Genomic DNA, 17,760 nt, shown 5'->3' on the forward strand with positions numbered 1-17,760 from the left:
GAAAGCGGATATAATCGGGCGATTCTTGCGGCCACAGCATCAGCAGTCGCCCAGAAATCCAACTGTCCACAAGTGAAGGATTGATTTCATATTACAATCTTAAATTCAGCTCACATGTGCTCTATTGTGCTATAAGCAGTTATTCCGCTCTCCGGCTATTCGCCGGCTTATAACAACGGGATTATATTAATCCGGCGCGCGTTCTGCACTGCCTGTTTCAGCACCGTATCTTCGCATTCTCATCCTTACCGGAAGCATTTACTGCGCAGCACTTACTGCGCAGCAGCCCCCTTGCTCCCCTGCACCAGCTCGCTGTAGAGACCGCCCTGCCGCAGCAGCTCCTCATGGGAACCCTGCTGAATCAGTCGGCCACCTTGCAGCACCAGTATGCGGTCAGCAGCCCGGATGGTACCCAGTCTGTGGGCGATGACGAAGCTGGTCCGGCCCCGCATCAGCGCCTGAAGGCCTTCCTGAATCTTGATCTCGGTCACCGTATCGATACTGCTCGTAGCTTCATCCAGCACCAGCATAGACGGATTCGCAAGAATTGCCCGGGCAATAGCAAGCAGCTGCTTCTGCCCCTGGCTGATGCCGCTGCCGTCTACGGACAGCATCCGGTCATAGCCCCCTTGCAGTCTCATAATGAAGGCGTGAGCGTTGGCAAGCTTAGCGGCTTCCTCCACCTCTTCATCGGATGCATCCAGTCTGCCGTAGCGGATATTGTCGCGGATCGTACCTTTGAACAGGAAGGAATCCTGCAGTACGAAGGCCATATGGCTGCGCAGACTTTCCCTGGTGATCGTGGAGAGCTCTCTTCCGTCCAGCGTAATACTTCCTTTACTCGGATCGTAGAAGCGGGATAGCAGGCCGATCAGGGTGGTTTTGCCGGCTCCTGTAGGTCCAACCAGCGCAATCATCTCTCCCGGCTTAGCTTCAAAAGAAATATCCTGCAGCGTATCCGCGCCTCCATCATAGGAGAAGGACACGCCTGAGAACTTCACCGCGCCTTCCACATGCTGCAGCTTTACCGCTGCCCCCTCATCCCTGGCTTCGGTTTCTTCATCTAGTACTTCGAATACCCGCTCCGCACCGGCAATTGCCGATAGCAGGGTGTTCCACTGATTCGCCAGATCATTCAGCGGGCGTGTGAATTGGCGTGCATATTCGGCAAAAGCGATAATCACCCCGACCGTTACGAGTCCGCGGATGGCGAGCAGCCCCCCGACTCCGGCAACGATTGCAAAGCTCAGGTTGTTCAAACCATTCATCAGCTTGGGAATAAAGCCGGAAATCGCCTGGGCCCAATACCCTGACAGCATGATCCGTGTATTGCGCTCCCTGAAGCCGGTAATGACCCGCTCCTCCTGCGAGAACGCTTTGATAATCCGCTGCCCGGACAAGGTTTCTTCTATATATCCGTTCAGCTCCCCCATATTGCGCTGCCGCTCCTTGAACAGCGGGCCGGTCCGCTTGGTAATCCAGCGCATGCCCAGCATCATCAGCGGCACAACAACGAAGGTCAGCAGGGTCAGCAGCGGACTGAGCCACAGCATTACGCCCACCGTACCCACCAGCGTCAGGATACTGGAGAAAATCTGAATCGCCGAGCTGTTCAGCGTCGAGCTGATATTCTCTATATCATTGGTAAGCCGGCTCATAATCTCCCCCTGCTGCCTGCGGTTGAAGAAGGAAATGGGCAGACGGTGCAGATGAGAGAACAAATCCGTACGCATCCGGTACACGGTCTCCTGGGCAATCTCGATCATCCAGATATTCTGCAGCCAGGAGATCAGAGAATTAAGCAGGTAGACAAGGGCCAGCGTGATCAGAAAAATCACCCAGGTTCTGCCCCCGCTCCCTTCAAGGTAATGGTCCACCGCCCGGCTGATCAGGTAAGGTCCGAGCAGGGACAGGCCGGAGCTGAGCAGAACCATAAACAGTACCAGTATCAGCTTAGCCCTGCGCTCCGCAAGATAACTCCATATGCGTCCAAGCGTACCGGACCAGTTCTTGGCCTTGGCCTTCGGTTTCCGGGCGCCCATGGCCCCGAAGATCTTCCCTTCCCCCAGTCCGACTTCCAGCTTCGGATGGCGGAACGGCTCAATGAGTGCTTTGAACATGCTGCGCCTCCCCTGTCTGTGACTGATAGATTTTGCGGTACAGCGCGGACTCATCCATCAGTTCTGTATGCGTACCCTGTGCAATCAGCCGTCCTTCGTCCAGCAGCAGAATCAGATCTGCCGACACGGTGGAACTGATCTTCTGGGTGATAAGGAACGTTGTGCAGGACATTGTCTTCAGCTCCGCCAGTAAAAGCCCCTCCGTCACCGCATCAAGCGCACTGGTGCTGTCATCCAGAATCAGAATCGCCGGTTTGCGTACCAGCGCCCGCGCGATGGTCAGACGCTGCTTCTGTCCGCCGGACAGATTGACTCCGCGTTGCCCCAGCCGGGTATCGTATCCGTCCGGCAGTCCTGCAACTGTCTCATGAATCTGTGCCGCTGCGGCTGCCTGCTCAATGTCCGCCTGATCCGCCTTACCGTTCCCCCAGGCAATATTCTCACGGATCGAGCCAGTGAACAGCAGGACCTCCTGCGGTACATATCCAATAGATCCCCGCAGACCCTGTATGCCCATCTCCGTATGCTTCATCCCGTCAATCCTGATGACACCGCTGCCACATTCGTACAGACGGGGGATCAATGTTACCAGAGAGGATTTACCGGAGCCCGTTGCACCCATTATCGCCACACGTTCTCCAGGCTGCACTGTGAAGGAAATGTCCTCCAGCACTTTAATCTCACTGCCGGGATAACTGAAGCCGACCTGCTGGAACTCAACCTTCCCTTTAATGGCTGGCACCTGCTTCTGATTCGGAGTACCCGTTTGCGCTGGTGCCATCCCCAATTCCCCCTGGCCTTCACTGGCCGACATCACTTCAGCAATACGCACGGAGGAAGCCCGGGCGCGCGAGAAGCTTACCATTATCCAAGACAGCGCAGACAGCGCTCCCATGGTGCGCAGGGAGTAGTTAATAACCGCAACGGTCTGCCCGAGCGTCGCATCACCTGCGGAAATCTCAATCCGTCCAAACCATAATACAGCCAGAATCCCTGCATTCACGATGATCATAATAAATGGTGTCGAGGTCTCCGTCAGCCGCAGCGCGGCGACTGTAGATTTCATCAGATTCCCGCTGAACGAGGCAAAGCGGCCAATCTCGTGACCCATGCGCACAAAGACACGAATCAGGCGGATGCCGGTAAGATTCTCCTGAATAACACCATTGACATCATCCAGCCGGTTCTGCACATTGCGGAACAGGACAGAGGCCCTCCGCATCAGCCATAGGAGGAAAATCACCAAAAACGGCAGCGTCACCGTCAGCAGCAGTCCCAGCTTGACATGCACCACGAGCGCCATAATTACGCTGCCCACCACGACCAGCGGGATGCGGGTCATGAACCGCAGACCCATGAATATCGTATCCTGCAGCTGAGACACATCACCGGTAAGCCGTGTAATCAGCGACGAGGTAGGAAAGCGGCTGAAGATTTCATAAGAGAAGGATTGCACCTTCTCATACAGCTTGTCCCGCAGGTCGAAAGCGAACCCCTGGCTGGTATGCGATGCAAAAAAGGAGCTGAGTACACCGGCAAGAAACGCCACTGCCGCGCTTCCCACAAGCACACCGCCCCACAGCCAGACTACAGCTGTATCTTTTTCCCGGATACCTTCATCAATGATTTTGGAGATCAGCAAAGGCTGCGACAGCTCTACTGCCAGTTCGATCAGCATCATTACCAGCGCGGCAATGGCTGCAACACGGTATTTTTTAAGATAAGAGAAGGTTAGATTCATCGGTTATACCCCATTTATTTATTCGTAGAGCGCATCCCGCAGACGGGTTGACATCGCTGAGCCCTGTCCTGACTTCAGGATCACCCGGCGCAATGCCTTATTGCTGCGGTTAAGCTCTGTCAATTCTGCCAGCATTTCGGCCAGTAACTCCTCTGACTCTGGGCTTAGCCCCCCCTTCTCCTGAAGTAGGTTCAGCCGTTCCTTATATTGCTCCAATTTCTCTGTCACTAGGGCAACTTCCTTTCTGTTTGCAAGATTCTCCTGCTGAAGACATAATTGCGTTCATTATATCACATCCCTGGCTGGAGCAATCTTTTCACTGGCTACCCCGGCCCCGAATATGATACTCTAATAAGGTCGCATTTTTCGGATGAATATTAACCAAGCTGAACAGCGAAAGGATAGATGGACGTGGCACAGTTGTTTTTCAAGTATGGGGCAATGAATAGCGGCAAATCCATTGAGATTCTCAAGGTTGCGCATAATTACGAGGAGCAGGGCAAGTCGGTACTCATCTTCACTCCATCCCTTGACGACCGGGACGAAGTCGGTTATATCTCCTCCCGGATCGGACTGCGCAAGCAGGCCATCCCTATCGACGAGAATACAGATATCTACAGCATTGTCAGCAGTAATCTGCCTAAGCCTCACTGTGTGCTGATAGACGAGTGCCAGTTCCTGACTAAAGACTGCATTCTCCAGCTCGTGCGCATTGTTGATGAGCTCGGCATTCCGGTCATGGCCTTCGGCCTCAAAAATGATTTCCAGAACAATCTGTTCGAAGGCAGCAAATATATGCTGATCTACGCCGACAAGATTGAAGAAATGAAGACCATCTGCTGGTTCTGCGAGCGGAAAGCCACCATGGCCCTGCGGGTTGAGAACGGCAAACCTGTATACAGCGGCAAACAGATTCAGATTGGCGGCAATGAAGCCTATTACCCGGTCTGCCGTAAATGCCACAAGAATCCTCCATTGTGATAAGACCATAATTAGTATTTAAACCAAAAAGCATCCCAGCCCTCTCAGGCCGGAATGCTTTTTTTTGCCGGATTCGCTAATTAATGAATAGCCTTCAGTGCTCTGTGCTCATCTTCCTTACGGACATACAGATCATGCTGAACCGTAGCACTCCCTCCATAATTAGCACGCTGGGCGGTTGCTTTCATTCCGCCGTTAATTCTCGAGCGGTGCCGTACTCCTGCCGCCGTCAAAAGACCCTTAATCTTAAAATATTGTCCCTGATCAAAAGTGGTATACACTAATGTGCGTTCTCTCGGAATGAAGAAATGCCAGATGCCTTTTAGCAAGCTCATAAGCGCTCCCCTCCTGTCTAATTACAGCACTTTAGTTCAAGTAACGTTCATGAAGGATCCGCAGATGATGCAGCTCATGTCCGATAATGAGGCAGGTCTGCGCTCTAACCGACATGGCTACGCCACCGAAGCTGCCAGTGCGTGTATAGGAATCCTCCGGCAGACTATCCAGCAGCGCCAGGGTGGACTCCCGGACGATCCGGTAATGCGTGATCATCTCCTCCAGCGAGAAGCGGTCGAATCCGCCAGCAGCAGCATAATCATTCTCTTCATAGCCGGGCAGCGGCGCCTGCTCTCCTCTGGCAAAACAAAGCAGACGGTAGGACATAATCCGGTCGTTATCCGTCAGATGCCCTATCATTTCTTTGATGCTCCACTTCCCTGGTGCATACCGGTATGCGCCTTGCTCCTCCGTAAGTCCGTCAAGCAGAGCCAATACTTGCTGCGTCTGCTCTCTTAGAATGACCCTCAAATCTCCTTCCGGCGGCACCAAAGTAATATATCTGGACTGGAATTCGGTGTATTCTCCCTGCTCTGGACGCTCAATCATGGTAAAACTCCTCTCAAAATACATTTTTTAAGAAATATTTGCCGGAAAGTGTCAAAACCTGTTGTTGCATTTTATCCTATTATGTATAATATCACCAGGATGAATAGTTAATCTATCTTTGGGAGTGTAGGCATGCTGGATTTTGTGCTATATATGGTATTTTCCATACTTGAGACATCTGCAATGTTTTATTTAGCCTTCAAGGTTTTTAAGATTGACTTGTATCCCAAAGAAATGTTATTTGCTGGCGCCCTTATGGCATTTGTGTCGTATGTTCTCCGTAATGATTATGGGCTGATACTTACCGATGTAGCTATTCAATATCTGTTAACTTTCTGCTTTTTATGGCTTTTGTTTCGAATTCATATTTTTTATGCTGCTATTATGACAGGATTAACATATTTATCATATATGCTCATTCAATCCACATGCTATTTTCTTATGAGATTAACAGGTTTATACTCTATTGAATTTCCCTTTTTGACCGTTGGTGTTTATATTCTTCAAATGATCTCTGTCGTACTTACAATCATTATTGGTTTTAATATCGGTAAACATAGAAAAGGATTCGATTTTGTACCTGACAAACAAAACGTCAAAGTAAAAATAGCCCTTCGTGAAATCAAAATTTTCATCCTAAGTGCGCCTGCTATATTCATCGTTATATTAATGTTAATCCTAACACAAAGATATTCACAGTATTTCTTCCTGATGCCTATGCTTTATGGCATTTTGCTTTATGCCTACCTATATCTTTCATATAAAAAGGATCGAACCGACGATGAATTTATTAGCCTATAGAATTGCAAGGGCAATAAAGAATGCAAATCCTGAGGAAACCCATTCTGTCGAAGTCATGCAGTATTCACTAGGCATTATTATAAACACACTGTTAATCATAGTTGGCACAGCTGTAATAGGTTTTATTTCAGGATCATTTGCTGAATGCATGACTTTTCTACTGTGTTTCTCGATATTACGCCTCACTTCTGGCGGTTTTCATTTAAAAACAGCTATGGCTTGTAATATTGTTACTATTTTATTAAGCACCTTACTGCCCTCTTTAATTACCTTTTCAGATTCAACCCTTTGGATTGCTAACATAATCAGTTTGATCATTATTATTATATTTGCTCCAAACCCGGACAAAAACGCTAGAATTCCCACTTCTATATATCCTTTATTGAAGTTGGTTTCTATATTAATGATTTCCTCTAATTTCTTCCTTCAATCAGCTGTAATCGGATTGGCATTTACAGTCCAATCATTAACAGTAATTCCTTGGACAAGGAGGAGAATACATTGAAAAAAGCTATCGCTAAACAAGTTTCAGCCGCTCTTGCCGGATCTGCACGTTTCTTTGTTTCAATTATGAAGCCAGCCTTCCATAGCCCAGAAGCACCCAAAGAATTGCGCAAGTAATCAAACAAGGATGGGGAAAACATGCGTGTCTTACTAAACGACGGCTCCTCCCGGAGTATCCGGGAGGAGGATATATTGTATTTCTCAAACCATAAGAATACAATATTCGTCCATACGAAAGAAGGCGAATTTGTTCTCCCCACCACTCTTTCCGATTTATACGCAGCATACGGGAGTACCGGCTTTGAACGTCTTGACCGCAGTAATGTAGTCAACATCGGCAATATTGACGGTTATGATCCGGAACGGAAGATCGTTCTGTTCAATCAAGGAGAACAATTTGCTACCGTATCAGAATCCAATGAAGCACGCATTAGAAGATTTTTAGCCTCTCGGAAGAATGATACACCTTAAACACAGAAGAATAGAAACATCCCCACTTCCCGGTGCCCAATGGCTACCGGGATTTTTTTCCCTCCGATAAATTCAATTCAAATTCTCATTCGAACCAAAGTCAATCATTATCCCATATTACCCATCTTTTGTAAAGGTGAATTCAGAGGGCGAATGACAGCAGACGGATTAGCTTCCAAATGGTACCATTTTAATAGATTCGCAAATATATGAAACATTTTACTTATTCGCTCGCACTCTCAACTACAGATGGAGGAAACTAATGGAATATTATTTTCATCCTTCTCCGCGCCCCTCATCACTTGAGCTATTGTCTGACGAACAATTAATTAACATCTATGAATTGGCGCTGGAAGCCAAAGCTTCAGCTGATTTTGTCGACATCATCAGAAATGTCCTCTCTGGCCGAAATCTGTTAGGCTCAGATCATTATGATGCCTAATCCCTATTAATAAGCCCTCCTATACAGCCATCCTGATCATTGGTATATTGACCCGGCCTGCCGGGCAATATACTTTTTTGTCATTTTATTATAATTAAATTTTAATTTTTTAATTTCAATTTCAATATCTTTCCTATATAATATTCTTTGTGTTTGTTACCTAACTTAACAACAGAAGGGATGAAAGATTGCATGAGGCATAATTTTCAGCACTTATTGCACAAAACCGTTCTATCTTCACTCGTAATTTCTATGACCGCATTGCCATTCAGTGGAATGTTCGCGGCAGCTGCGCCGGCTGACTCCACAATGAAGCTGCGCATCATGGAGACTACAGATATCCACACCAACCTGCTCCCGTATGACTATTACAAGAGTGCCACATCCCTTACCGTCGGACTGGCCCGTACCGCGAACCTGGTGAAGGAAGCCCGCCAAGAGGCTGGCAATACGCTGCTGGTAGATAACGGGGACCTTATCCAGGGTACACCTCTAGGAACTTACAAAGCGCTTGTGAACCCTATTAAGGGCACTGAAATTCACCCTGTCTATAAAGCGATGAACCTGATGGGGTACGATGTGGCCACCTTCGGTAATCATGAATTCAACTATGGTCTGGATTATCTGGATCAGGCGATCAAGGGTGCCAATTTCCCTTATATTAACGCCAATGTATATGTAGATGACAAAGACAGCAATCCGGATAACGATGTTAACAAATACAGCCCTTATCAGATTATTACTAAATCGTATAAAGATGAAGCCGGCAACGTGCAGACACTGAAGATTGGTGTGCTCGGGCTTGTAACTCCGCAAATTACCGAATGGGACAAGAGCAATCTGGAAGGCAAAGTTATCACTAAGGATATCGTAACCACTGCCGAGAAATTCATCCCGCAGATGCGCGCAGCCGGTGCGGATCTGATTATCGCCATGACCCACTCCGGATTTAACGGCAGCGCCGAAGCTTACGTGAAGGCAGAGGATGCTATTTTCCCGCTGAGCAAGGTTGCCGGTATTGATGCAATTACCTTCTCTCATACGCATAAAGTATTCCCTGCAGCAGATGAGAAGTCGCTGGATGCCCTCTTCAAGGATGCTTCCGGCAAAGTATTGCCTGGCGTCGACAATGCCAAAGGAACCATCAACGGTGTCCCTGCGGTACAGGCCGGCTACGGCGGCAGCAACCTGGGTCTGATCGATCTGACTCTGGAAAAAACAGACGGCAAGTGGAAGGTCGCTTCCTCGCAATCCTCCACCAAAGCCATCTATGATGCCGTTGCCAAAAAATCTACGGTAGACGTGGATCAGGCCATTGTGGATGCCGTGCAGGCCGATCATGAAGCAACGATTGCCTATGCGAACAGTCCAATTGGTACAACTACTGCACCGATCTACAGCTACTTCGGCCTGGTTCAGGATGATCCATCCGTACAGATCGTTACCACTGCGCAGAAGCAGTATGTGGAGAATTACATCAAAGCTAATCTTCCGCAATATGCAGACATCCCGGTCCTGTCCGTCGGCGCTCCATTCAAGGCCGGACGTAACGGCCCGGAAGAATATACAGACATCGCCCAGGGACCACTGGCCATTAAGAGCGCAGGGGATCTGTACCTGTATGACAATACGCTGAAAGCGATTCTGGTGAAGGGCTCTGTCGTCAAAGAATGGCTGGAAATGTCCGCCGGCAAATTCAATCAGATCGATCCGTCCTCAACAGAAGCGCAGGAGCTGCTCAATTCCTCCTTCGCGGTCTACAACTTCGATGTAATCGATGGTGTAACTTATCAGGTAGATGTTACGAAACCAGCCAAATACAAACCGGATGGCACTGTGAATGATGCCTCCTCCAGCCGGATTATCAATTTGCAATATAACGGCAAAGCGATTGATCCGAATCAGGATTTCATCATGGCAACCAATAACTACCGCGCAAGCGGCGGCGGCAACTTCCCTGGAGTCAAAGGCAGCAAATACATCATCGACTCACCGGATGAGAACCGCCAGATCCTGATGGATTATATCACCGCCAGCAAAACCATTAATCCGTCTGCCGACAACAACTGGTCGATCGCACCCATCTCCGGGAATGTGAAGGTAACCTTCACCTCCTCGCCAAAAGCAGAGACCTATGCCAAAACGACGGACAACATTGCTTATACAGGTCAAGTGGATGAAAAAGGCTTCGGCGTCTTCACTCTTGACGTGAGTAAAGCTGTAACTCCTTCCCTGCCGGCTGCCGATCCGGTTACGGAACAGCCTGCCGTTGCGGTATTCAAGGATGTTCCCGTGTCACACTGGGCTGCAGGTTACATCAACAGTCTCGCTGCGGATAAGATCATCTCCGGCAAAACAGCCGATACTTTTGATCCAAACGGCCTGGTAACCCGTGCTGAATTCGCCAGCTTGCTGACCAAAGCCTTGAAGCTGCAAGTCAGCGTATCTCCAGCCTTCAAAGATGTACCCGCAGCCGCCTGGTATGCAGGTGCCGTTGCAGCAGCTCATGAGAACAAGCTGGTTAGCGGTGTAACCGCCGATACCTTCGCACCTAATGCCTCCATCACCCGTGAACAGATGGCGGTAATGGTGAAGCAGGGGCTTGATCTCCGTGCCGGTAAAATCTTGACCGCCATCACAGCTGTCAGCTTCAGCGATTCGGCTTCCATCAGCGCCTGGGCGACATCTGCTGTAGCAGTTACTGTCGATAAGAAAATCATCGCCGGACGCACAGATGGCAGCTTCGCCCCTAAGGCTACTGCCACCCGTGCTGAAGCCGCCAAAGTAATCTCCAGCCTGTTGTTTGCTTCTGTAGAGTAGCCATCAGCTGCAAGCGCTGAAAGGCTTCACAGACCAGCCTACACAGACGCACAAAAGCCATCCTCCACATAAAGTGCGGGGATGGCTTTTGTGTTAATACGCAAGGATCTACTCGATAAATTCTGTTTTGAAGACATTCTCCAGCTTGCCGCCGAGTCTCTTCTTAAGCGGAACCTTGATATCACGTCCCAGCTCTTTGAAGAACGTATCCACATCGCATTTCACATTCTGCGCCAGTGCAATGATCGTACCGTCGCCCACGATGTTCTGGTTCACTTCAAGAGGCACATCCACTTCAATATCGTATTTCTTAGTAAGTGTTTTGATGTATCTTGCAAAGATCTCCAGCAGCTCATCGTTATTGAAATTCTCGATTGCAGCTTTACCTTTGCTGGTAAACTTCATATTGATTCTCATGATTCGTATCCCCTTTTCTGTCTAACCATTTGTAATTGTTTATGGATCAAGATGAATAGATGGCTGCAAGAAAGGGCAACATTATTCATTTTTGACAACAAGCTGAGCCGGGCCCTTCTTCACTTATACACACCCTTGATCTGTTGCACTTTGAACTGGGTGAATTCCTTCAATGACTGGATAACCTGGTCCTGCTCTTCTTCCTTCAGCTCATAAATACATTCGCGCAGCCACTCTCCGAACAAATAGGCCTGACGGCCTTTGCGGGGCTGTTTACGGAGGCTGTCCAGACTTCCCTCGAATTTATCGTTCAGGACGTCGGTCAGGTTGTATTTCTCGATCTTCTCTATTACCATTCCTGCCCCATATTCCGTTTCATAAACGATAACTTCGTCAGAATCAAACGAAACATATGACGTTTCTTTGTCTTCCTTGGCCCGGAACTCCTTCAGCTTGTTAAACGCCGTTTCATAGATGTAATCCTGGGACTGATTATGCTGCGGCAGCTTGTAGCCCTGCTTGAGCGTCTTAATGTATTCAATGTCAGGCATGTAATCCGCCAAATGATACATCCGGTTCTTAAGATCTCCTCCGAGCGCCTCAATGATCTTGTCCAGGTTATCTTTAAGCGGAATACTCTCTCCCCGTTCAATCTTGCTAAGCTGTGAATAGCTGATGCCGCTCTTCTCTTCAAGCCCTCGTAAGGTCAAACCCCGGGCTTTGCGGAAGTGCCGGATGAAATTCCCCAGCTCATCGGGATAGTTATCGAAATCGTTCATAGGAGCCACCTCTACCTATATCATAACACAAGATAACAATTTGTGTTTCATTATAACAATTGTTTGTGTAAATTCTTTAGGCAGAATCGTTAAAATTTGCATTATTAACGCTTCTGAGCGGCTATTCTTCAGGTTAAACCTTCTCCAAATGTAGGTAATTCCCATAATTGAGAACGGATCCGGATTGATTTCCTTATTCTCTCAAATGCAGCGCAATATTATCCGATAAAGTCTAATGTAAAATCAAAATCACTACTGGAGGAATTATCATGTCTTACACCATGGAAGTAAATGTAGCAAAAAATCAGGTGATTGTTAGAGCCTATGGCCTCACCGAAGGTGACGTGCCTTCATACATAGCTGATTTCGAGAATGCTCTGAAGAAACTGAAACCGGGATTCACCGGTGTAACCGATGTAACGGGTTCCCCGACTGTACTGTCTCCGGAAGTAGCAGCTTTGCTTGCTCCGACTGGCGACTTGGCTATTGCTGCCGGTGTCGGCGGCTGGGTCTACGTTGCAGATTCCCCGGTATGGAAAATGCAGATGAAACGATTGTTCGGTAAATTCGCTGTTCATTACCCGACCTATGAAGAAGCGGATGCTTACCTGAACGGCTTGTCTAACCAGTCGGTTAACTAAAAACACAGCACAAGGTGATCCGGACCAGAAATGGCTTGGGATCACCTTTTTTTATATGCGGATTATTCACGGAAAAGAACCCGAAAGCTTATTTCAACGCTTAGAATTTCCGATATAGATTCCATATGGTATTTAATTCATTCGTTGGGAGGAATTTTCTTGTCATCCGTCACTTCAACTTCTTCACAGAGCTCTATGCCTGTTTCCAGCACAAGCCATCAGGTTAAATCCAATTCCCGGGACAAAGAAATTCAAAGCCTGATCAAACAAAAGTCCAACCTGAACGAACAGATTGAAGCTGTCAGATCCAATGAGAACTTGGATAAGAAACTGAAGCAAGAACGTGTACAAGCCCTCAAAGCCTCTATTCAGGAAGTGGATGCGCAGATCGCACAGATCAAAGCTGAGCAAATGCAGGAAAAATTGGAGAGCAGCAAGCCCAAACAGACTGAAGCCAAAAAAGCTGAATCCGATACATACACAGATATAAATGCTGAATCGATGCATGCGCTCATCAAAAACAGCACGACATATGACCGGATGGGTAAGCTTGTGAACCTCAGCAAGCAGCTGGAAGGCGAAATCAAGCCCATTCAAAGTGAAATAAAGATGGAAAGAGACAGGTTAGCCAACAACCCTACCAATGATATCGGCCGGCCGTTGATGCTCGAGAATGCAGAGCGTATTATTTTCCAGGCTAAACGGGAGGAGATTCTGGATATGAAGTCCACCATCCGCAGGATCGACAGCAAGATTGGCGATTTAGTCACTGAACTGAAGGACAACAGCAAAGCGGCGGCAAAAGACAGTATTATTCCAAGCTCGCCCTCCCGTACGGAGGATACGGAAGAAACAAATGAGACTAATAAATCCACCAAAAGTGGGGATAAAAGCAGCACCGTTGAAGCAGCAGGTTCAGGGGGAGCAGGCCCGGTAACTGGTTCAGCCCCAGCTTCTGCGTCGTTGGATATTTGGGTGTAGAATACGAAAATCAGAAGAAGAGTAAATGATGAAGGGCAATGTTTGATTTTTAGTAATTTATATATATCAAAAAAATGCCACACCGTTATGGGATCACTCTTCCCCAATAACAGTGTGGCATTTCTAAACGCTAAAACGCAAACCTTTCACGTATCCTGATCCTTACCCCTTCAAGAAACCTTATGCTCAATCCGCAGCTTGTCGGCTACCATGGCAATAAATTCCGAGTTAGTTGGCTTGGATTTGGAGATATTAATCGTATAGCCGAACAGATGGCTGATGCTGTCAATGTTGCCGCGGGTCCAGGCGACTTCGATCGCATGGCGGATGGCGCGCTCCACGCGTGAAGGCGTTGTCTTGAATTTCTCGGCAATGGCAGGGTAGAGCGTCTTAGTAATGGCGCCCAGGATCTCGATATTGTTGTAGACCATGGTGATGGCTTCACGCAGGTACTGATAGCCTTTGATATGCGCAGGAACGCCGATTTCATGAATGATCGAAGTAATATTCGCATCCAGATTCTTGCCCTTGGACAGAGGGACCACATTACTGGAAGATCTGGAACTTGAGTAGCCGGACATGCTGGCGGAAGTGCTCATACTGCCTTGAGCGCCCACAAGCTGACGCACGCGGTTCGCCAGAACCTCCATATCGAACGGTTTCAAAATATAATAAGATGCTCCTAGCTGAACAGCTCTTTGTGTGATGTTCTCCTGGCCGAAAGCCGTCAGCATGATGATCTTCGGCTGCGGGTTCAGATCCATATCGCGCAGGCGTTCAAGAACGCCGAGGCCGTCAAGATGCGGCATAATGATATCAAGAATAAGGACATCGGGAATTTTGCGTGCTCCGCTCAGCATTTGAAGCACTTCTTCACCATTATAGGCAATGCCTGTCACGGTCATATCTTCCTGTTCGGTAATGTACTCGGCAAGCAAGTTAGTGAACTCCCTGTTATCATCGGCCAACAACACTTCAATATTCTGCACTGGCTGCTTCCTCCTTATTATCTTCTCTCCCTTAAGTTTTCGACATGAAGATTTAATATCCTTCTGTCGAAAATTATTTTTCTTTATTTTTTTTCGGCGTTGATTTATAATTAAATATTTTGTTTCACGATTCGATGTTTCTCGCTGCCCTTCGACAAAAAAATCTTAAGGCTAAACCGCCTTAAGATTGGAGGGAAGCAGATGTTCTTGTTGCACGACACCGGAGTCTCTAAGCATCCATTCGATGAAACAGCCATACCCCGACTTGGGATCGTTGACGAATACATGGGTTACTGCGCCGATCAGACGGCCATCCTGGACAATCGGGCTGCCGCTCATCCCCTGGACAATCCCGCCGGTCTTATCAATCAGACGGGAATCGGTAATACGCAGCACCATCCCCTTGGTTGCCGGACTCTGCTGCCGGGCCACATGGATGATCTCCACATTGAAACGCTCCACCTGTTGACCGTCGACTACTGTAAGAATCTGTGCCGGGCCTTCCTTCACTTCAGCGCTCATGGCAACGGGAATCGGCTCCTGGTACAGACTATGCTCCGGATTGCGGGTCATTTTGCCGAAGATTCCGAAATCCGTATTGCTCTCCACATTGCCGAGAACCTGGCTTTCCTTCAGAAAATGGGCCCGTTTCTCCCCAGGATCGCCATCCTGGCTTTTGGAAATGGAGGTGACACTGGACTGCACGATATGGCCGCTGCCGACAACGATCGGTGTGCCGGTGTTCATGTCGGTAATGACATGCCCCAGAGCACCGTATACCCCTTGTTTCGGGGCATAGAAAGTCAGGGTACCCACACCAGCTGCGGAATCGCGGATGTAGAGCCCCAGTCTCCATACCTTGTCATTGCGGTCATATGCGGGCTTAAGCTGGGCTTTGTGCTCTTTGCCGCTGCGTTTGTACACAATACTTAAGGAATCATTGCTTTTACCGGCACGTTCCACAAGCTTTGCTACCTTGGATACCTCGTCCAGCTTGACCCCGTTAATGGAGATCATCAGATCACCGGGCATCAGTCCGCTGTTCTCGCCTGGTGAAATCTTGGACTGCTCCGATACTTCAATCAGATGATGACCCACAACCAGCACGCCTGCAGATTTCACTTTCACGCCAATCGTCTGACCTCCCGGGATGACCTTAAGCTCATTGTCATTCCCCTGAACCGCTTTATGCGGCTGATGTTCCAGCGGTGCTGCAAAGCTTTGTTGAGGTCCCGTTATGCCTGATAAGCTGAGAAAGAAGGCAAATAAAAGGCCGGGCATTAACTTCCTGAGGTTCGGCTTCAATGGCTGTCACGCTCCCTTTTGCTTCTTTCGCTTGACGAAAAAGGTGGTCGCCAATTGCGTACCTATAAGATAACCTTGCCCCCAGGCTTTTATTACTGTCAATCATTGTCCCGCTTACCCAGCAGCAGCTTTGCTGGCCTCGGCCAAACCGAGCATTTCCTGTGCGTGATGCAATGTTTTTTCGGTAATTTCCACACCACCCAGCATACGGGCCAGCTCCAGCACCCGGCCTTCCGCCGAGAGGGAGTCCACTTCGGTCATCGTGCGTCCGTCTTCGACTTTTTTGACAATCAGATATTGATGATCCGCCATACAGGCCACCTGCGGCAAGTGGGTAATGGAGAACACCTGACAGGTGGAGGACAGCTTGTATAATTTATCTGCAATGGACTGTGCCGCCCGCCCGCTGACACCGGTATCCACTTCATCGAAGATCAGGACAGGGATGGCGTCATGCCGGGCAAAAATACTCTTCATCGCCAGCATGATGCGTGACAGCTCACCGCCGGAGGCGATTTTGCCCAGCGGCCGCAGCGGTTCGCCAGGGTTCGGAGAGATCATAAACTCAGCGCTGTCGATCCCCTGCCGGGTCAGACGGTAACGCCGGTCCTGATATTCAATACCGCGTGGGTCTTCGAGCGTATCCATTTTGACCTGAAGCGAAGTCCGCTCCATCTGCAGATCCTTTAGTTCACCTTCCACTTGGGAAGCAAGATCTGTAGCACACTGGCGGCGTGCCGTGCTAAGCGCTCCGGCAGCTTTCATTAAAGTGCCGAGCAGACCATCGCGTTTGGCCGTCAATTTCTCAATGTACTCGTCCTTATTCTCCAGGAGATCGGTCTCCCGGTGAATCTGCTCATAGTACGCCAGAATTTGCTCTACACTGTCTCCGTATTTGCGCCGCAGCCCTGTGATCAGATCCAGCCGGTTCTCAATTTCCTCCAGCCGCGCCGGATTGAATTCAATCTCTTCACGGTAATCGCGTAATTGGAATGCCGCATCCTCCAGCTGGTAATACGACGACTGCAGCTGCTCGAACACAGCCCTCAGGCCCTTCTCGTCATAGCGGATCGCATCCTCCAGCTTGGAGATTACACTTCCAATGGATTCCAGCCCTTGCCTGTCATACAGCAGCTCGTATGCGCCGGATACTGAATCCATCATTTTCTCACTGTGGGATAGTTTGACCCTTTCTTCGTTAAGTAATTCATCTTCTCCCGGTTTTAATCCTGCGGCAGAAATTTCCTCCAGCTGAAAACGGTACAAATCAAGCATTTGATACGCTTTTTGACTGGATTCCTGAAGTTCCCGGAGTTCTTTTTCCACTTTGGCAAAGGCCGTATATTTCTCCTGGTAATCAGCCTTCAGCGGACCGATCACAGCTTCGCCGTAAGTATCCAGCAGCCCCAGATGACGTTCTGCCTTAAGCAGGTTCTGATGCTCATGCTGCCCGTGGATATTTACCAGCTGCTCACCGATTTCCCGCAGCATGCTGAGGTTTACCATCTGACCGTTTACCCGCGAGGTGCTTTTGCCCTGAGAGGTAATCTCCCGGCGGATCACCAGATGCTCTTCACGTTCTGCTGCAATGCCAAGCCGTTCCAGCGTATCCCAGACCGGGTGGGTTCCCGGCAAGCTGAAAAGCGCTTCCATTTCTGCCTTTTCACACCCATACCGGATAGAGTCCGCAGAACCGCGGCCCCCGGCAATGAGTGCTAGCGCATCGATAATAATTGATTTCCCTGCACCGGTCTCCCCTGTAAGGACATGAAAACCGGGATAAAAATGCACATCCACCGCCTCTACGACGGCCAGATTGCGGATTGATAACGTTTCTAACACGAATACAGCACCTCCGAAAAGATGATCGCTTGCTTAAGTAT

The 17,760-nt window shown here is 48.9% G+C and carries 18 protein-coding genes; 8 read left to right on the forward strand and 10 right to left on the reverse strand.

The features are described from left to right. Nucleotides 1-272 precede the first annotated feature (272 nt). Genes PBOR_RS23480 through PBOR_RS23490 form a run of 3 tightly spaced genes read right to left on the reverse strand, consistent with a single transcriptional unit; the run spans nucleotide 273 to nucleotide 4,089 of the window. Nucleotides 273-2,120 (reverse strand): ABC transporter ATP-binding protein, encoded by a 1,848-nt coding sequence (locus tag PBOR_RS23480; protein ID WP_042215898.1) that lies wholly within the window; start codon nucleotides 2,118-2,120, stop codon nucleotides 273-275. After that, a complete protein-coding gene (locus PBOR_RS23485) occupies nucleotides 2,101-3,861 on the reverse strand; it encodes an ABC transporter ATP-binding protein (protein WP_042215900.1) in 1,761 nt (586 codons plus the stop codon). The genes PBOR_RS23480 and PBOR_RS23485 overlap by 20 nt, the downstream gene beginning before the upstream one ends. An 18-nt stretch (nucleotides 3,862-3,879) precedes the next feature. Next, nucleotides 3,880-4,089 (reverse strand): hypothetical protein, encoded by a 210-nt coding sequence (locus PBOR_RS23490; protein WP_042215901.1) that lies wholly within the window; start codon nucleotides 4,087-4,089, stop codon nucleotides 3,880-3,882. Between the two features lie 183 nt (nucleotides 4,090-4,272). Here PBOR_RS23490 and PBOR_RS23495 point away from each other — a divergent pair, with 183 nt between their 5' ends. Continuing rightward, a complete protein-coding gene (locus PBOR_RS23495; RefSeq protein ID WP_042215903.1) occupies nucleotides 4,273-4,842 on the forward strand; it encodes a thymidine kinase in 570 nt (189 codons plus the stop codon). 80 nt (nucleotides 4,843-4,922) lie between these two features. On the opposite strand, the gene PBOR_RS23500 is transcribed toward PBOR_RS23495, so the two are convergent. Further along, nucleotides 4,923-5,177 carry a hypothetical protein gene (locus tag PBOR_RS23500; protein ID WP_042215905.1) on the reverse strand — a complete coding sequence of 85 codons (255 nt, stop codon included), beginning with the start codon at nucleotides 5,175-5,177 and terminating at the stop codon, nucleotides 4,923-4,925. Nucleotides 5,178-5,208: 31 nt separating this feature from the next. Continuing rightward, the gene (locus PBOR_RS23505; RefSeq protein ID WP_042215908.1) at nucleotides 5,209-5,727 is read right to left on the reverse strand and encodes a DinB family protein; all 519 of its coding nucleotides are present in this window, start codon (nucleotides 5,725-5,727) and stop codon (nucleotides 5,209-5,211) included. A 132-nt stretch (nucleotides 5,728-5,859) separates the two neighbouring features. Between PBOR_RS23505 and PBOR_RS23510 the strand changes: the two genes are divergently transcribed. From PBOR_RS23510 to PBOR_RS35095, 5 genes are all read left to right on the forward strand, one after another. Next, the gene (locus PBOR_RS23510) at nucleotides 5,860-6,528 is read left to right on the forward strand and encodes a hypothetical protein (RefSeq protein WP_042215910.1); all 669 of its coding nucleotides are present in this window, start codon (nucleotides 5,860-5,862) and stop codon (nucleotides 6,526-6,528) included. Beyond that, nucleotides 6,509-7,033, forward strand: a complete 525-nt coding sequence (locus tag PBOR_RS36390) for an accessory gene regulator ArgB-like protein (RefSeq protein WP_157764109.1) — start codon at nucleotides 6,509-6,511, stop codon at nucleotides 7,031-7,033. The genes PBOR_RS23510 and PBOR_RS36390 overlap by 20 nt, the downstream gene beginning before the upstream one ends. A gap of 137 nt (nucleotides 7,034-7,170) precedes the next feature. Continuing rightward, nucleotides 7,171-7,503, forward strand: a complete 333-nt coding sequence (locus PBOR_RS23515) for a LytTR family DNA-binding domain-containing protein (protein ID WP_042215913.1) — start codon at nucleotides 7,171-7,173, stop codon at nucleotides 7,501-7,503. A 262-nt stretch (nucleotides 7,504-7,765) separates the two neighbouring features. Continuing rightward, on the forward strand, nucleotides 7,766-7,945 hold the full coding sequence (sda, locus tag PBOR_RS23520) for a sporulation histidine kinase inhibitor Sda (RefSeq protein WP_042215915.1): 180 nt from the start codon (nucleotides 7,766-7,768) through the stop codon (nucleotides 7,943-7,945). A gap of 252 nt (nucleotides 7,946-8,197) precedes the next feature. Then, nucleotides 8,198-10,765 (forward strand): bifunctional 2',3'-cyclic-nucleotide 2'-phosphodiesterase/3'-nucleotidase, encoded by a 2,568-nt coding sequence (locus PBOR_RS35095; RefSeq protein WP_047171621.1) that lies wholly within the window; start codon nucleotides 8,198-8,200, stop codon nucleotides 10,763-10,765. A gap of 108 nt (nucleotides 10,766-10,873) precedes the next feature. Here PBOR_RS35095 and PBOR_RS23530 read toward each other — a convergent pair whose 3' ends face one another. Then, nucleotides 10,874-11,182: a hypothetical protein gene (locus PBOR_RS23530; protein WP_039300408.1), complete on the reverse strand. Its 309-nt coding sequence runs from the start codon at nucleotides 11,180-11,182 to the stop codon at nucleotides 10,874-10,876. Nucleotides 11,183-11,301: 119 nt separating this feature from the next. After that, a complete protein-coding gene (locus PBOR_RS23535; RefSeq protein WP_039300411.1) occupies nucleotides 11,302-11,961 on the reverse strand; it encodes a helix-turn-helix domain-containing protein in 660 nt (219 codons plus the stop codon). 269 nt (nucleotides 11,962-12,230) lie between these two features. Here PBOR_RS23535 and PBOR_RS23540 point away from each other — a divergent pair, with 269 nt between their 5' ends. Both PBOR_RS23540 and PBOR_RS23545 read left to right on the forward strand, forming a co-directional pair. Continuing rightward, the gene (locus PBOR_RS23540; protein ID WP_042215917.1) at nucleotides 12,231-12,602 is read left to right on the forward strand and encodes a hypothetical protein; all 372 of its coding nucleotides are present in this window, start codon (nucleotides 12,231-12,233) and stop codon (nucleotides 12,600-12,602) included. A gap of 159 nt (nucleotides 12,603-12,761) precedes the next feature. Next, nucleotides 12,762-13,583 carry a FlxA-like family protein gene (locus tag PBOR_RS23545; protein WP_042215918.1) on the forward strand — a complete coding sequence of 274 codons (822 nt, stop codon included), beginning with the start codon at nucleotides 12,762-12,764 and terminating at the stop codon, nucleotides 13,581-13,583. 170 nt (nucleotides 13,584-13,753) lie between these two features. On the opposite strand, the gene spo0A is transcribed toward PBOR_RS23545, so the two are convergent. The 3 genes from spo0A to recN form a co-directional block, all read right to left on the reverse strand. Continuing rightward, complete coding sequence (gene spo0A, locus PBOR_RS23550; protein WP_039300417.1) at nucleotides 13,754-14,572, reverse strand: sporulation transcription factor Spo0A; 819 nt, start codon at nucleotides 14,570-14,572, stop codon at nucleotides 13,754-13,756. A gap of 171 nt (nucleotides 14,573-14,743) precedes the next feature. Continuing rightward, a complete protein-coding gene (gene spoIVB / locus PBOR_RS23555) occupies nucleotides 14,744-15,853 on the reverse strand; it encodes a SpoIVB peptidase (RefSeq protein WP_245647882.1) in 1,110 nt (369 codons plus the stop codon). Between the two features lie 138 nt (nucleotides 15,854-15,991). Further along, the gene (recN, locus tag PBOR_RS23560; RefSeq protein ID WP_042215922.1) at nucleotides 15,992-17,719 is read right to left on the reverse strand and encodes a DNA repair protein RecN; all 1,728 of its coding nucleotides are present in this window, start codon (nucleotides 17,717-17,719) and stop codon (nucleotides 15,992-15,994) included. Between the last annotated feature and the right edge of the window lie 41 nt (nucleotides 17,720-17,760).

It is taken from the genome of Paenibacillus borealis (genome assembly GCF_000758665.1).
Lineage (GTDB): Bacteria > Bacillota > Bacilli > Paenibacillales > Paenibacillaceae > Paenibacillus_AQ > Paenibacillus_AQ borealis.

What these genes read in the sequence shown, in the direction of transcription:
- PBOR_RS23530 (WP_039300408.1), bottom strand. Translation starts at nt 11,182, where the DNA reads ATGAGAATCAATATGAAGTTTACCAGCAAAGGTAAAGCTGCAATCGAG.
- PBOR_RS23480 (WP_042215898.1), bottom strand. Translation starts at nt 2,120, where the DNA reads ATGTTCAAAGCACTCATTGAGCCGTTCCGCCATCCGAAGCTGGAAGTC.
- PBOR_RS23505 (WP_042215908.1), bottom strand. Translation starts at nt 5,727, where the DNA reads ATGATTGAGCGTCCAGAGCAGGGAGAATACACCGAATTCCAGTCCAGA.
- sda (WP_042215915.1), top strand. Translation starts at nt 7,766, where the DNA reads ATGGAATATTATTTTCATCCTTCTCCGCGCCCCTCATCACTTGAGCTA.
- PBOR_RS23515 (WP_042215913.1), top strand. Translation starts at nt 7,171, where the DNA reads ATGCGTGTCTTACTAAACGACGGCTCCTCCCGGAGTATCCGGGAGGAG.
- PBOR_RS23540 (WP_042215917.1), top strand. Translation starts at nt 12,231, where the DNA reads ATGTCTTACACCATGGAAGTAAATGTAGCAAAAAATCAGGTGATTGTT.
- PBOR_RS23500 (WP_042215905.1), bottom strand. Translation starts at nt 5,177, where the DNA reads ATGAGCTTGCTAAAAGGCATCTGGCATTTCTTCATTCCGAGAGAACGC.
- PBOR_RS23510 (WP_042215910.1), top strand. Translation starts at nt 5,860, where the DNA reads ATGCTGGATTTTGTGCTATATATGGTATTTTCCATACTTGAGACATCT.
- PBOR_RS23485 (WP_042215900.1), bottom strand. Translation starts at nt 3,861, where the DNA reads ATGAATCTAACCTTCTCTTATCTTAAAAAATACCGTGTTGCAGCCATT.
- spoIVB (WP_245647882.1), bottom strand. Translation starts at nt 15,853, where the DNA reads ATGCCCGGCCTTTTATTTGCCTTCTTTCTCAGCTTATCAGGCATAACG.
- PBOR_RS35095 (WP_047171621.1), top strand. Translation starts at nt 8,198, where the DNA reads ATGACCGCATTGCCATTCAGTGGAATGTTCGCGGCAGCTGCGCCGGCT.
- PBOR_RS36390 (WP_157764109.1), top strand. Translation starts at nt 6,509, where the DNA reads ATGAATTTATTAGCCTATAGAATTGCAAGGGCAATAAAGAATGCAAAT.
- PBOR_RS23535 (WP_039300411.1), bottom strand. Translation starts at nt 11,961, where the DNA reads ATGAACGATTTCGATAACTATCCCGATGAGCTGGGGAATTTCATCCGG.